The sequence below is a fragment of the Chromatiales bacterium 21-64-14 genome (genome assembly GCA_002255365.1).
GTDB lineage: Bacteria > Pseudomonadota > Gammaproteobacteria > 21-64-14 > 21-64-14 > 21-64-14.
In genome coordinates this window covers 1-14,267 of sequence record NCBI01000048.1, presented here as the reverse complement: position 1 = coordinate 14,267, position 14,267 = coordinate 1, and the positions used below count along the sequence as shown (strand labels likewise).

Genomic DNA, 14,267 nt, shown 5'->3' with positions numbered 1-14,267 from the left:
ATGCACCTGCGTACTGCCGACATAGGCATTGAGGGGGCCGTCGATCTTGTTCTTGACGTTCATCGCGCGCGCCTGGCTCACCTCGCCAGCGTTGGCGCGACGCTGCTGCGCCTCGGCATACTCCTCCGCCACCTGCGAGAAGGGGCGGTTGAATACGGGAACGTCGTGCTTCACCCGAAAGCGGATGTCCGCATATTGATCCAGCGCGTAGTCGCGCGCCGTCTGCCGGTCCGACGTGCGCAGCGAAATGGTCTTGTAGCGGTCCTCGTTCTGGATTCTCACGCGGCAATAATAATTGTCGTGCCCGACATCGCCGCGCCGGAAGATGATGAGGCCCGGCTTCAACTGCTCCTTATCGGTGATGAACTGCATCTCTTCGCCTCCCACTGTGCAGAAACTGTGCAGAACGGCGGCGTAAGTGCTTGTTTTGCCGTACCTGTGTAGGTTCTGTGTGGGTAAGTATAGCAAAAATTAGTGTTTATTTCTAGTAACTTATGAAACTCCCTTCACCCGCTCCATTCCACTTCTGATGTCACGGAAAGCCGCGCGGATCCAGTAGCGTGCGGAACGCCCGCCGACGCGGCAGGTCCATTGTCATGGGCCTGGAGTTACCCTCCGCCGGTGGGCGGCCGGCGGCCTTTGATGTTGTCCCAAGGAACAGCCATGGCGGATGTGCGAGATGTCGAGGAACCCCGCAGCCGGTTACGGCGCGCCGTGTGTCCGGTGCCACGGATCGGTTTCGTCGCGGCACTTCTGTGTGCCCTGCTGGCGATCCTGTCGGGGCTGGGCCATCGCTGGGGTTGGTGGGACTTCGGCACGGGATTCCTGATATTGCGCTGGGCGGTGTATGGCGCCCTTGCCGCGGCCGCGGTCTCTCTGCTGGGGGTGGTGCTTGCCCCCCTCGGGCGGTCTTGGGGGACGTTTTTCCCGGCGTTTCTGGGGCTTATCGTGGCCTTGGCGACGGTATGGGTGCCTTGGTCACAGATTCAGGGTGCCGAGGCCGCACCGCCCATCCACGACATCACCACCGATCCGGCCGATCCCCCACGGTTCTCCGCGATCCTGCCCCTGCGGCAGGGAGCGCCGGATCCGGCCACTTACGGGGGCCCGGCGGTGGCGGCCCTCCAGGCAAAGGCCTACCCCGGCGTGCAGCCTGCGGTGTTCCGTCTTCCCCTCGACGATGTGTTCCGCCAAGCCCTCAAGGTGGCGCACCGCATGGGTTGGGACGTGGTGGCGGCGGTGCCCGCCCGCGGCCGCATCGAAGCCACCGCCACCACGTTCTGGTACGGATTCAAGGATGACGTGGTGGTGCGCCTGACCCCGGTGACCGGCGGGACCCGGGTGGACCTGCGCTCCGTCTCCCGGGTGGGGCGCAGCGACCTGGGTGCCAACGCGCGTCGCATCGAGGGCTTTCTGAAGCAACTTCGTGCCCGGCTGGCGGCGACGCCGGGAAGTCCGACCCGGCCGCCGACCGGCTGACGACGCAAACCCCCCGGCCTGGTGAGCGATGCGGGCTAGGCGGACGGGCCGCGCCGCGCGGGAATCAGGCACTCCTTGGCCAAGTGGGCATGTACATCCAGCGGCGCGTGTTTGCTCAGATCCTTGGCCAGTTCGCGTAATCCGATTCCGGTCTTCAGCAGCGGCGCCAGCGCCGCGCGCAGGAATCCCAGCATGCGTTTCTGGGCGGCGAGCACTACCACGGGCGCGTTGCGGCCGTGGGTCATCCGGATGGCCTCGTGCGCCACGCTGCGCGCAAACCGCCGCTCGAATTCATCGTGGTGCTGCTCGCGGTGGTCGTCGTATCCGTGCGCCGGTCCGCCCCCCGGCGCGCGGTTGCGTCCGGACTTGGTATCGGCCCAGAGCTGCGCGTCGGGGATCTCCCCCTCAGGGTTCACCAGGTCCTTCTGCTCCACCAGGTTGGGCCCGGACTGCATCTGCGGAAACTCCGCCGGCTCCAGCGTGAAGAACCGGGCGCGTGCGCCATCGGTAACAACTACACAGTATTCGTTCATGCCACGCCTCCTCGACGGCGCGCGGGACCCGGCCGGCTCCATGACGGTGAAGGCGGCGGCGGGGGTGCGGGCCGATGCATCGGAGTTAAAGGGATCGAATGCGGAAACGTCCCGCGGGCAGGCGCTCCGCGGGGCGGGGTCCAAGATCGCAAACATGCCGGTCGCCAAGTCCATGCGCTGCTCCTGCTGCGCACTTCATGGGGCGGGGGGGCGCGGCGCGGCCGGATAGGCCAGCGCCTCAAAACCATGATCACCCCCGGTTACCGGTAAATCAAGTCCACCCCGGTGGCGCGGGAGCGGGATTCATAGCGCGGCTTTCCCGCGGTTACCCGGCGCAGCCACGACGTAGCGGACACGATGTCGAGACGGACACAGGGAGTACGACCCGTCCGGGCTCCGGCCGCGGCCGGAGCCCGGTGAGCAATTCACACCGATCGGTGGCGTCTGCATCCGCGGTGTTATACTTGGCCGCCGGTTCCGGCTCTCCAACCAGGATCCGGGTCTCCCGGTTCCCGCCGCTCCAACCAGGAAGGACGCTATGGGCAAACTCTTGAAATTCACTGCGTGGTTGTTGGGTGTGCTGGTGGTTGTTGTGGTCGCGGCCGCGATCCTGATCCCGATATTCGTCAACCCGAACGACTACAAGCCCCAGATCGTTGCCTTGGTTAAGGAAAAGACCGGACGGAACCTGACCCTGCAGGGCAACATCAAGTTGTCCGTATTCCCCTGGCTTGGGCTCCAATTGGGTCCGACCGAGCTCAGCAATCCGCCGGGGTTTTCCACGGAACCATTCGCGAAGATCGCCTCCACCGAACTGCGGGTCAAGCTGCTGCCGCTGTTGCGCAAGCGGGTGGAGATGGGCACCGTAGTCCTGGATGGGTTGGTGCTCAACCTGGAGCGCAACAAACGCGGCACGACCAACTGGGCGGATCTCGGACAAACGCAGGGTGGCGCGGCCCAACCTGCGCCATCCCAGACAAAGACCAAGGGTGGCACGCTGCCCATGGCGGCCCTGGCGGTGGGTGGTGTCCGGGTCAGTGACGCCACGGTGCGCTGGGACGACCGCCAGTCGGGTAGCCGGTATGACGTGAAGGGCCTGAACCTGACCACCGGCGCCATTCAGCCCGGTGCCCCCTTTGACGTGGATCTGCGGTTCGCCTTGACCGGGAAGGGCCTGCCCGCGAAGGGTGTGGCAGTGAAGCTGCACAGCGGCGTGAAGCTGGATCTGGATCGTCAGACCCTGGATCTGAACAAGCTGTCGTTGGCGCTGGCGGACCTGAAGATCACCGGTGATGTTGCGGGTACCCAGGTGCTGTCCGCGCCGCGGTTCCGTGCACAACTGGCCGTGCCCACGTTCAGCCCGCGTCGGCTGCTGGCCGATCTCGGCATGGCGGCACCGAAGACCGCGGACCCCAAGGCGTTGGATACCGCGTCGGCCCAGTTCACCGTCGTTACCGCCCCGGGTCGCGTACAGGTCGAGCCGCTGACAGTGAATCTGGACGCCACGCGGCTCGCCGGCACGCTCGGCGTGCGCAACTTCGCCCACCCCTCAATCTCGTTTGATCTCGACGTGAACCAGCTGGACCTGGACCGCTATCTGCCGGCGCCCCCGCAGCCTGCGCGTACCGGCATGAGCCTGGTGACACCCGCCGCGGCGGCCGGTGCGCCGGCGCCCGCGGGCGCCCTGCCGGTGGCCAGCCTGCGCGCGCTGGATCTGGATGGGACCTTGAAGATTGCCAGCCTGACGGCCTACAAGCTCCATTCCACGGACATCCGGCTCACGGTCCGCTCCAAGAACGGTAACCTGCGAGTGCATCCCGCCACCGCCAAGTTGTATCAAGGCACCTACAGCGGCGATATCGGGCTCGACGCCAGTGGATCGGTGCCGGTGCTCTCCCTCAACGAGCACCTCAACGGGGTTCAGGTTGGGCCATTGGTCCAGGATCTCATGGGGGTAAAGAAGATCTCCGGTACCGGTGACCTGGGGGCCAGGATCACCGCGCGTGGTACCAACATCGAGCGGATGCGCAGCACCATGAGTGGCGACGCGCGCTTCGCGCTCAAGGACGGGGCGCTCCAGGGCGTGAACGTGGTGCATCTGGTATGCACCGCGTGGGCGATCTACAAACAGCGGCCGATCTCCGGCGGGGGAAATGTCCCCCAGGAGACGGAGTTCGGAAGCCTCACGGGTACCGCCATCGTGACCAACGGTATCGTAAACAACAACGACCTGCTCTTGAGTTCACCGGTACTGCGCGCCACCGGCAGCGGTACCGCGAACCTGGTGAATCAGACCCTGGACTACGGTCTGCAGGCCACCTTCCTGAACCCGGTGCAGTGCGGCGGCGGTCAGAGTGTGCAGGATCTCAAGGGCCTCACGGTGCCCATACGCATCAGCGGGACGTTCGCCAAACCCAAGTTCCGCGTGGCGTTCGAAGGACTGCTGAAGCAGAAGGTGCAATCCGAGATCCGGCACCAGATCCAGGAAAAGTTGCATGATCGTATCCCGAAGGGTCTTGAGAACTTGTTCAAATAGGCTCGCGGCGGGGATCCTGTCCGTACTACTGGGCATGCAGGCGGCGCGCGCGGCGGACGTTGTCCAGCTAGGCGTGACGCATGAGCAGGCCAATTACCGGCTGACGCTGGTGATGGATCTGACGATGCCGGCGGACCGGGTGCGCGCGCTGATCACGGACTACGCGCACCTGCGGCGCCTCAACCCCGCCATCCTCGAAAGCCAGGTGCTCGCGCGCTCCGGAAATATTACGCGGGTACGCACCCTGGTGCGGGGTTGCATCGCGTTCTTCTGCTTCACTGTGAAACAGGTACAGGACGTCGAGCAGCGCCCGGACGGGGAGATCGTGGCGCGGACAATCCCGGCGCTCAGTGACTTCCGCTATGGCTTGGCGCATTGGCGGGTCGTCCCGGATGGGCGCCAAGCCTCCCGGCTCTACTTTGACGTGGACGTGGTCCCCTCGTTCTGGGTGCCCCCGCTGATCGGGCCGTGGATCATCCGCTACAAGATGCGCCAGGAGGCGCTGCAGACCGCCGCGAACCTGGAGCGGATGGAAGGCACGGCGCACGCGGCCCTGGCGACACCGTGAGCGGGGAGCGGTCCAGCGGCAGCTTCAGCGCCCGTGTGCTGGCGTGGTACCACCGGTCCGGCCGCAAGGATCTGCCGTGGCAGATCAACCCCACCCCCTACCGCGTCTGGGTCTCGGAGATCATGCTTCAGCAGACCCAGGTCGGCACCGTGATCCCATATTATGAGCGCTTCATGGCGCGCTTCCCGGACGTGGCGGCGCTCGCGTCCGCATCCCTGGACGAAGTGCTGCACCACTGGTCCGGCCTTGGCTACTATGCCCGGGGGCGAAATCTGCACCGCGCGGCCGAGCAGATCCACGCGCGCTACCGGGGCGGGTTTCCCTTGGAGATAGCGGCCGTGCAGGACCTGCCCGGCGTGGGTCGTTCCACCGCGGGGGCGATCCTGGCGTTGGCGGATGGGCAGTGCCATCCGATCCTCGACGGCAACGTGAAGCGGGTCCTGGCGCGGTTCCACGCGGTCGAGGGGTGGCCGGGGTTGCCCAAGGTTGCCGACCGGCTCTGGGGCTTCGCCGAGCGATATACGCCGCGGCACCAAGTGGCCGCCTATACCCAGGCCATCATGGACCTGGGCGCGACGGTCTGTACCCGCGCGTCCCCCGTCTGTGGTGCATGCCCCCTCGAGACGGATTGCGCCGCGCACCGGGCCGGCCGCGAGCGTGCGTTTCCGTCCCCCAAGCCGCGCCAGGCGCTGCCCGAACGCGCGACCCGTCTTCTCATGCTGTGCCGCGCAGGGGGCGAGGTCTTGCTGGTGCGCCGTCCACCCACCGGCGTTTGGGGTGGGCTATGGGGTTTCCCGGAGGTCCCGGAGGGCGCGCCGGTGGCGGACTGGTGCCGGGAGCGGCTCGGATGTGAGGTCTCGGAGCACCAGCCCTGGCCGGTGCTGAAGCATACCTTCACCCATTTCCGGCTCCATATCACGCCGATCTATGCGCGGGTCCGGGGCGTGGGCGCGCGGGTCATGGAAGGTCCGGACACGCTCTGGTATAACACTGACCAACGCCTAGGCCGCGGCCTCCCCGCGCCGGTCCGGCGGCTGCTGGATCAACTGCACCGGAACTTGACAGGAGACTCCCATGGCACGGACGGTGAAATGCGTGAAACTGGGTAAGGAGGCGGAGGGCCTGGATTTCGCTCCCTACCCGGGTGAACTGGGCAAGAAGTTATACGGAAGCGTTTCCAAGGAAGCGTGGCAGATGTGGCTCAAGCACCAGACCATGTTGATCAATGAGAACCACCTCTCACCCATGGATCCCAAGGCCCGGCAATATCTGGAGGGCCAGATGGAGGCGTTCTTCTTCGGGGAAGGTGCCGAGATGCCTGCCGGCTATGTCGCCCCGGGGAGCAAATAGATCCCGGTGACGGCGGGGCGGGGTGCCACCGAAGCCCGTAGGGTGCCGCCGCGAAAACGACCCGAGACGGGACGACGGATCAGGGCCGGTGGTTCGATCTTTTGACACAAATGCCGAAACCCGCCCGCCCGATTTCGTGATACGCCCAAGCGCATGCGCCGACACCGCAACCACTGGATTTTGATCGCTTGACGCCAAAAGCGGTTCCCGCTTAAATGGAGCCCCTTTTCCCCGCGGATCCCGCGGGCTGCCCCATAGGCCAGGTAGCTCAGTTGGTAGAGCAGGGGACTGAAAATCCCCGTGTCGGCGGTTCGATTCCGTCCCTGGCCACCATTATAAATCAATAAGTTATAGTTAATCCTATAGTTAATCCATCCTCCCCCCAACACAGTAACGAATCCGTGTGCAATAAATTGCACACGAAATCCGCGTCGGCGCTTGGTCGAGCAGACCGATTGGGCCTATTTGTTGCCAGGAATCGGGTGTGTCATCTACCACCTGCTCTTTCAGGCCGACTGGAGCACCCTCAAGGCCTTCGGGCAGGACCCCCGGCACCAGGAAGCTGGTGCAGCGGTGCTGCACACGCGGAGGCAGAACCTCGGTCAGCATGTACATCTCCACTGCCTAGTCTAGGCGCTATACAAAGAGGTTGTTGGCAGAGAGGGGGGCCCTCTGATTGTTAACAGGTTGAAAATTATACACTCGGATAAAACCAGGCATTTTTATGGAAAACCCCAAGAATACAGTCCTCACCTGCTTGCAGAGCGCCCCGGTCTTACCGTGGAAGGCTTACCTTGCGCTGACCCTAAATTGCCTCTAGTCATTTATGTTTGCGAATAGTATCTGATATAGGTATTATTCGAAAACGAGATTAGCAATGATTCAAGATCACCCCACACCCTCTGATCGCCCCGTTCTCTTGTCGGTACCCAACCGTCCGGGTCTCGTTTTGCGACTTTTGGACGACGCGCAAGCGCGTGGCCGGTTGGTGGTCGGTCTGGACGAACTGGTTGCGGCTAGCGGACTGACGCCGCTAGCGGTGAAACGACAACTGGAACACGTTGGCGTTGGGGGACGGGTGAAACGGCTGCCTGGCCGTAAAAGCAGCTACCTGATAATCCCCCCTGAGCACAGGGTACGGGGAGCGCCACCCGTGGACCGCTGGCTGGAGGCATACTTTCGACTTCGTGGGCAAGCTTATTACCTGGGGCTACTGTCGGCCGCGGCAAAGCACGGCTCATCCCAGCAAGCGGTGCAAGTCGTTCAAGTCATCACTGAAAAACCCATGCGTCCTATAACCCTAAGCCGCGTACGGTTGGAGTTCCACGTCAAGGTCGGCCTGCACCGTACGCCGTTGGCTGAGATCCGAGGCCTCCCTGCGGCGTTGGCTATCAGTAGTGCAGCCGCCACGGCACTGGACCTCACAACTTTCAGTAAAAGCGTAGGTGGCATGGCGCGGGCAGTCGAGGTCATTGCCGGCCTATTACCCGCGATCGACGCCGCAGGTCTTCGCCAAGCACTCGCTGTAGAACCCATGGTGACTGCGAAGCAACGGATGGGCTATATCTTCGACATTCTTGGGGCGGAGACGCTGGCGAATATTGTCCACCAATCACTGCCGCGCCGGACCGTGCGCATCCCGCTGCAACCGGCACACCCAGCTACCGGGTCCCCCTTATCTACCCGCTGGAATGTAGTAGACAACCTTGGGCTTAAGGAGCAACGGGCTTGATAGCATTGACGCTAGAAGACGTGCTCGTCCATCAGGTAAATGTGCCTTGGCCGGAGCTTTACCAGGTAGAGCAGGATTTGCTTCTGGGCTTGACGATCTGTGCAATCTTCCAGGACAAGTTCTTATCTGCGCAGGTCGCCATGCGGGGAGGCACGGTACTCCACAAGGTTCACCTTGCTCCCGCAGCACGGTACTCGGAGGATGTAGACCTAGTTGTGGTTGGAGAACGTCCGGAGCAGCACATCAAGAAGGCCCTGATGCGAGTGCTTAGAGGCGTTTTAGGTAAAGAGCAATCGTCTGCCTGGATGGCTATGAAGCTCGCCGTGCGAAACGCAGCAAGGCCTTCGCGCATCCTTCGCTGTGTTTTCCGGGTGCCTAGTGTCGCCGAAACCGGTCGAATGCTGATCATCGAGGTTGAGGTGAATGTAACGGAGAGAACACCGAGGTTCGAGTTACAGCGACTCCCCTTCGAGCTAGAGTTCCGGGGAAACACAGCGCTGGTAACGATCGTGTCCTACAACATCAACGAGATGCTGGGTACCAAGATGCGTGCGATGTTTCAACGCAAGAAAGGTCGAGACCTGTTCGACCTCTACTGGGCATTAACCTCACAGAGCACGGCGTCTGTAGACCCTGGCCAGGTTGTCCTAGCCTTCACCCACTATATGCAAGACGAAGACACGCACGTGTCCAGACAAGACTTCCTGGCCCATTTGCACGAGTGTGTCGCGGATAAGGCTGGGTTCTGCCAAGACATGGCGGCGTTACTCAAACACGACCTGAATTACCAGCCTGAGGAGGCCGCGAGTACCGTAGAGTCGAGGCTGCTAGCCCTTCTGCCGTAGTAAGTGAGTGCTGATCGCCACGTCCGAGTTGGTCAGGTGCCTCCAGACCCCATTGTCGCTAGAAATCTGGTTGCAGCGTGTGACGCAGCCAAGGGCAGTCGGCATCAGTTTTGAGAGCGATGAACCCATCTGAAAAATTGTGAACGGAGAGTCGCCGCAGTTGTGGAAATGCGAATGGATTGACAGTGATGACTTGAAGAAAGCCATTGATGTAAAGAAGATCGTCATTGCCGATGTGGACGAAGCGGATGAGGTGATGCAGCCTGAGGAAATCGCGTTGCTTAAGCAGAATGCATGGGCGTACTAGGCAGCGACGGCTCATACAACGACCAGACGTTATCGAGCGTCAGCGAGGCCCGGCCGCGCCGGTGGCCGCTGGTATACTGGCGATGGGCGGCCTGTGCCTTGACCTCGGTCGGAAAGGTGGCGTTGACGCGCAGATCTTTCCGACGGATCTGTAGCCGCCATTGACCGCTGGGGAGTCTCGTGATGCCCATGACGTCTCGTGTGCAATGCTCCGCAAGCCCGAAATCGGGTGGTTTCGTGTGCAATATCGGCCGAGGTAATCACTTTATTTAGCCTTAAAAACAGTGGATTAGGAAGAGTAACAGAGTACTGAAAATCCCCGTGTCGGCGGTTCGATTCCGTCCCTGGCCACCATTATAAATCAATAAGTTATAGTTAATACACCCCCCACACAAAACGAATCCGTGTGCAATTTATTGCACACGAAATCCGCGTCGGCGGTTGGTCGAGCAGACCGATTGGGCCTATTTGTTGCCCGGAATCGGGCGTGGTGCGTTCAGCGTTTCCGATGGCTTGGGGGCGCGCTAGGTGGGTGAGCGCTGACTGGTCGGGCTGGCTGTTCGCTAAGGTCGTGTTGTAGCCATGAAGGGATCTGACCGCATTCATGCGGCAAATATTACCTTTGAGTGAGATCGCGGAACCAAACGCCGGTCAGCGCACGTACGTGCTGATGCTTCGACCATAATTAGCTTCCGCTACCGGCCAACTACAGCCGCTCGCCGATCCCATAGAACTGCCATTTGAATGGCTGCTGTACATCTTGAACCTGCCCCACAGGCTAACCGTGCACCTCGGCCATTGTCGATATTGGCGCTCGTCGGCCCGTGGGTCGACAATGCGTCGGTCATCTGCCATTGAGGAGATCCGTCCGTCGAACGACCGCTATTATTTAGGCCGACGAGCGCGAACCATCGACCCTAAGCTACCAGGCGGCCCACTGCTATCGAGCCGCAGCCCGACGCGGCGTCTTGTTTAGAGCATCGTTCGGATGCGATCGGTAAGTGTTTTTTGCTGATTTAAGGAGTTCTGGTTCCATCGATCTGCAACGCCGCCTGATCAAAGGTGTAGGTGCCCTGGTAGGCTAGATGCCTGTCGCGGGCCACCATCTTCGTCTTGTTCACGATCAGCGCATCCGCCAAATCCGCCGTTTTTGCACCATTGGCTGTTTTCACCGGTTTAGCAGCAACAAAATCATTAAGCGCCGACCAGATCACTTGTTGGCTCTCGAAAACCGTATTGGGCTCTTCCAGTAGACTTATCACGAGCGTCCGAATATCTTCCTTCGTGGCTTTGTAGCGCTTCCCCGTGAGGGTCCATACCGTCTCCACCAGCACGACGTCTGTGATCAATACAGACTCGGCGCTTTCAAAAAGCTTCCGGGCGCGCACGGTTTGTTCTTCATCGTCATGGAGAACCCGCCGCAACAAGACGTTGGTGTCGATCGCGATCACGCAGCGCGCCTCTAGCTTCTGGCCGGAGACGACCGTCTCGATGCGACGGTGTCGATCAAGGACTCCTCATCGGAATACCGACGCTCCGCCTTGAGGTGTTTGAGCACCCCGCGGCTTGCGCCCTTGCGCTTCTTGATGAGAGTGACTCGGCCTTCGTGCTCGAAAATATCGATCTCATCACCGGGTTGAACATGGAGACGGTCACAGACGTCTTTCGGTATCGTAATCTGACGCTTCAGGCTCAGCAGCGGCATGGCGCGACCTCTTTACTCATCAGTGTCACGTAAAGATAGGAAAATCTTTACTATATGTCAATAGTAAAGATAACGGTGGCCGTTGGCCAGCAACTGCGAGGAAAACGCGAATGGGCGCTCCCGCACAATATGGTTGACCGGTCCCGGGTGATGCGAACAGTAACTGGCCAAAATGGGCTATTAAATATCTATAAACAGTGCCTTACAAATCACCCGACGTGATGTCTGCCAGCGCGCTTGAGGTCATGCGTGACCGTATCGCTACGATTCTGCTGTGTGCATAGTGGGGGTTGATGACTGCTTTGTCATTGCAAGAGAACTCGGGGGTGAGATAGTCTGCGTGGCGTATAAATAACCATTCAATGGTGAATTATCCACCATGTATAAGCGAAATATCGAGTCAGAACTGCAAGCCGCAATAGCTGATACGCCAGTGGTGTTGTTAAACGGTGCCCGTCAGACAGGTAAGAGTACGCTGGCCCGGGACTTTGCGCAGGCGCGTTCCATTCCTTACATCACCCTGGATGATGCCACGCAGTTGGCTGCGGCAAGTTCTGATGCCCATGGTTTTCTTGCCGGGCTCGGAGATCGGGCGGTCATTGATGAGGTACAGAAAGCCCCCGGCTTATTTCCCGCGATCAAAATGTCGGTGGATCGGGATCGTCGCCCTGGTCGTTTTTTACTGACCGGATCAGCCAATGTGCTGCTGCTGCCGCAAATTTCCGAGTCGCTTGCTGGTCGTATGGAATTAATTACCCTGTTACCGCTCTCTCAGGGAGAGTTGCACGGGCGGCGGGAAAGATTTCTTGACGGCGTTTTTGCCGAAAGCTTGCCAGTCTTGCAACCTGGTGATGCGGTTGATCTAAAAGGCGCCGTCCTCGCGGGCGTGTATCCGGAGGTAATAAAGCGCCCTGCGGGAAAACGTCGTGATGCCTGGTTTGCCGCCTATATTGCTGCGTTACTGCAACGCGACGTGCGCGATCTGGCGAATATCGAGGGGCTAACGGACATGCCGCGCCTGTTATCCCTGCTGGCTGCCCACGTCGGTAGCTTGTTGAATATGTCGGAACTGTCACGCAGTTCCGGTATACCCAACAGTACCCTCAAGCGCTATCTGAGCCTTTTGCATGCCACTTTTCTGTTCCAGCCACTGCCAGCCTGGTCGTCGAATCTTGGCAAGCGGTTGATCAAGTCACCCAAGATTCATCTGATCGATTCCGGACTAACAGCCCACCTGGCAGGCATTACTCGCCAGAGCCTCGATCGAGATCCCGCGCTTTTTGGCCATTTGCTTGAAAATTTTGTTGTCAATGAACTGCGCAAACAGACCGGATGGTCGGAAAGTCGGGTGAACTTGCATCATTATCGGACCACTACAGGCAGGGAAGCGGATATTCTGCTTGAAGACGCAGCAGGTCGCCTGGTGAGCCTGGAGGTGAAAGCATCTGCAACAGTGGTGCGAAAAGACTTCTCCGGGTTCGATGCACTGTCGGAGGATACACGCAGGCAGTTCGTACGGGGAATCGTACTGTACATGGGGGAGCAGTCTGTCGCATTTGGAGAGAACTACATGGCACTGCCAGTCAGTGCGATATGGCGAATGACAGGTTTTTTGTGAATCACCCCCCATCCCGCACGCCCGTGTGGGCGTTGCCGCTGCGCACGCCGGTTTGTGCCATCCTCCGTCCTGCGCCTGCGCCTGCGGCTAGGCGCTCCGGGTGCTTTGCGGTACAATCGACGAAACCCGATGAAGTTTTAAATTTTAATTAAAAACATGCTGTTATAGATCCCCAGGCCGCCCGCATGGAATTCTCGATCGCCCCCCACGGGGGGACGCTGTGCCAACTGCTCGCGGACCCGGCATCGGCGGGGCGGCTGAAGGACGAGTCACGGGATCTAGCCGCGATCGTGCTGTCGCCGCGCCAGATCTCCGATCTGGAGTTGCTGTTGAATGGTGGATTCTCCCCGCTGCGCGGTTTCATGGGGCAGGCGGAGTATGAATCCGTGCTCCGGGAGATGCGGCTGCCATCCGGCTTGTTGTGGCCGATTCCGGTCACATTGGACGTACCCGGCGCGGCGGTAGACCGCCTGGCTGTCGGTACCCGTTTGGCGCTGCGGGACCCCGAAGGCTTCACCCATGCCCTGTTGACCGTGCAGGATGTCTGGCGGCCCGACAAACGCCGCGAGGCCGAGGTCGTCTATGGGACGCAATCCGAGGCCCATCCCGGCGTGCGCTACCTGTACGAAGAGGTCCACGATACGTATGTGGGGGGCGTCGTCGAGGGTATCGAGCCGCCCTGCCACTACGACTTCGAAAGCCTTTGGCAGGCGCCGGAGACCCTGCGCCACTCGTTCGCCGCGCTGGGGTGGCGCCAAGTCCTCGCATACCAGGTCGCCGGACCGATCCATCGCCTGGAGCGCGAACTCGCCCTGGCGGCAGCGAAAGAAGTGGGTGGCCATGTATTGTTGCACCCGGCCGTGGGCGTAACCGCGCCTGGCGACCGGCGCTACTACGCGCGCGTGCGTTGTTACCAGGCCGTGCAGCGCCGTTTCCCGCACGGGCTGGCGACGCTTGCACTGCTGCCCCTGGCCCTCCGCTACGCGGGCCCGCGCTCCGCGCTGTGGCACGCGATCATCCATCAGAATTACGGCTGTTCACACCTCATCGTTGAACCTTGCCACGGCAGTCCCGAGGCGTGCGGCGGGCCGGATGGTGGTTTCTACGGTACCCGTGCCGCGCAGGAACTCGTCGCCCGGCATCAATCCGAGTTGACGATCCGCATGGTTGCACCGGACGAGATGCGCTATGTCGCGCGCCGCGGGCGTTACCTGCCGGTCGGCGTCATCGAGCGCGACGGTGATACCGGTATCGACATCCGCGCGGAGGAGCTGCAACGCCGGCTCACCTCCGGCGAGGACATCCCCGAGTGGTTCAGCTACCCGGAGGTCATCGAGGAACTGCGCAGCGTCTTTCCGCCACGCAGCCGACAGGGTTTCACCCTGTTTTTCACCGGGCTCTCCGGGGCCGGGAAGTCCACCCTGGCGAAGTTGATTTACGCCAAACTGGTGGAGGCCGGCGGCCGGCCGGCCACGCTGCTCGACGGCGATATCGTACGCCGCAACCTCTCCAGCGAACTCGGGTTCTCCCGGGAACACCGCGACATCAACGTGCGGCGCATCGGCTTCGTCGCGAGCGAAATCACCAAGAACGGC

14 protein-coding genes and 1 tRNA gene are annotated in these 14,267 nt (G+C 61.3%); 11 read left to right on the top strand and 4 right to left on the bottom strand.

Going from position 1 to position 14,267, the window contains the following annotated elements; all coding sequences use genetic code 11:
• Window positions 1–372, bottom strand: a 372-nt coding sequence (locus B7Z66_14200; GenBank protein OYV75105.1) for an integrase, incomplete at its 3' end; no start/stop codon positions are given.
• A gap of 291 nt (window positions 373–663) precedes the next feature.
• Between B7Z66_14200 and B7Z66_14195 the strand changes: the two genes are divergently transcribed.
• Complete coding sequence (locus tag B7Z66_14195) at window positions 664–1,479, top strand: hypothetical protein (protein OYV75104.1); 816 nt, start codon at window positions 664–666, stop codon at window positions 1,477–1,479.
• Window positions 1,480–1,514: 35 nt separating this feature from the next.
• Here B7Z66_14195 and B7Z66_14190 read toward each other — a convergent pair whose 3' ends face one another.
• Window positions 1,515–2,012, bottom strand: coding sequence for a host attachment protein (locus B7Z66_14190; protein ID OYV75106.1), 498 nt, complete (start codon window positions 2,010–2,012; stop codon window positions 1,515–1,517).
• Window positions 2,013–2,550: 538 nt separating this feature from the next.
• Between B7Z66_14190 and B7Z66_14185 the strand changes: the two genes are divergently transcribed.
• The 8 genes from B7Z66_14185 (at window position 2,551) to B7Z66_14150 (ending at window position 9,043) form a co-directional block, all read left to right on the top strand.
• Window positions 2,551–4,548: a hypothetical protein gene (locus B7Z66_14185; protein ID OYV75103.1), complete on the top strand. Its 1,998-nt coding sequence runs from the start codon at window positions 2,551–2,553 to the stop codon at window positions 4,546–4,548.
• Window positions 4,508–5,116 (top strand): hypothetical protein, encoded by a 609-nt coding sequence (locus tag B7Z66_14180; GenBank protein ID OYV75102.1) that lies wholly within the window; start codon window positions 4,508–4,510, stop codon window positions 5,114–5,116. The genes B7Z66_14185 and B7Z66_14180 overlap by 41 nt, the downstream gene beginning before the upstream one ends.
• Window positions 5,113–6,225 (top strand): A/G-specific adenine glycosylase, encoded by a 1,113-nt coding sequence (locus B7Z66_14175; GenBank protein ID OYV75101.1) that lies wholly within the window; start codon window positions 5,113–5,115, stop codon window positions 6,223–6,225. The genes B7Z66_14180 and B7Z66_14175 overlap by 4 nt, the downstream gene beginning before the upstream one ends.
• Window positions 6,191–6,466, top strand: coding sequence for an oxidative damage protection protein (locus B7Z66_14170; protein ID OYV75100.1), 276 nt, complete (start codon window positions 6,191–6,193; stop codon window positions 6,464–6,466). Before B7Z66_14175 ends, B7Z66_14170 begins: the two co-directional genes overlap by 35 nt.
• Before the next feature lie 257 nt (window positions 6,467–6,723).
• Window positions 6,724–6,799, top strand: a tRNA-Phe gene (locus B7Z66_14165).
• A gap of 105 nt (window positions 6,800–6,904) precedes the next feature.
• Window positions 6,905–7,099, top strand: coding sequence for a hypothetical protein (locus tag B7Z66_14160; protein OYV75099.1), 195 nt, complete (start codon window positions 6,905–6,907; stop codon window positions 7,097–7,099).
• Between the two features lie 244 nt (window positions 7,100–7,343).
• Window positions 7,344–8,198, top strand: a complete 855-nt coding sequence (locus B7Z66_14155; GenBank protein ID OYV75098.1) for a hypothetical protein — start codon at window positions 7,344–7,346, stop codon at window positions 8,196–8,198.
• Complete coding sequence (locus B7Z66_14150) at window positions 8,195–9,043, top strand: hypothetical protein (protein OYV75097.1); 849 nt, start codon at window positions 8,195–8,197, stop codon at window positions 9,041–9,043. The genes B7Z66_14155 and B7Z66_14150 overlap by 4 nt, the downstream gene beginning before the upstream one ends.
• Window positions 9,044–10,365: 1,322 nt before the next feature.
• Here the strand turns inward: B7Z66_14150 and B7Z66_14145 are convergent.
• Together B7Z66_14145 and B7Z66_14140 are read right to left on the bottom strand one after the other, a co-directional pair.
• Window positions 10,366–10,800, bottom strand: coding sequence for a twitching motility protein PilT (locus tag B7Z66_14145; GenBank protein OYV75096.1), 435 nt, complete (start codon window positions 10,798–10,800; stop codon window positions 10,366–10,368).
• Window positions 10,801–10,811: 11 nt separating this feature from the next.
• Entirely contained in the window at window positions 10,812–11,054 is a 243-nt protein-coding gene (locus B7Z66_14140; protein OYV75095.1) for a hypothetical protein, read from the bottom strand.
• Between the two features lie 379 nt (window positions 11,055–11,433).
• On the opposite strand from B7Z66_14140, the gene B7Z66_14135 reads away from it, so the two are divergent.
• Together B7Z66_14135 and B7Z66_14130 are read left to right on the top strand one after the other, a co-directional pair.
• Complete coding sequence (locus tag B7Z66_14135) at window positions 11,434–12,672, top strand: ATPase (GenBank protein OYV75094.1); 1,239 nt, start codon at window positions 11,434–11,436, stop codon at window positions 12,670–12,672.
• Between the two features lie 185 nt (window positions 12,673–12,857).
• Window positions 12,858–14,267: adenylyltransferase (locus tag B7Z66_14130; GenBank protein OYV75093.1), on the top strand; the 1,410-nt coding region annotated here is incomplete at its 3' end.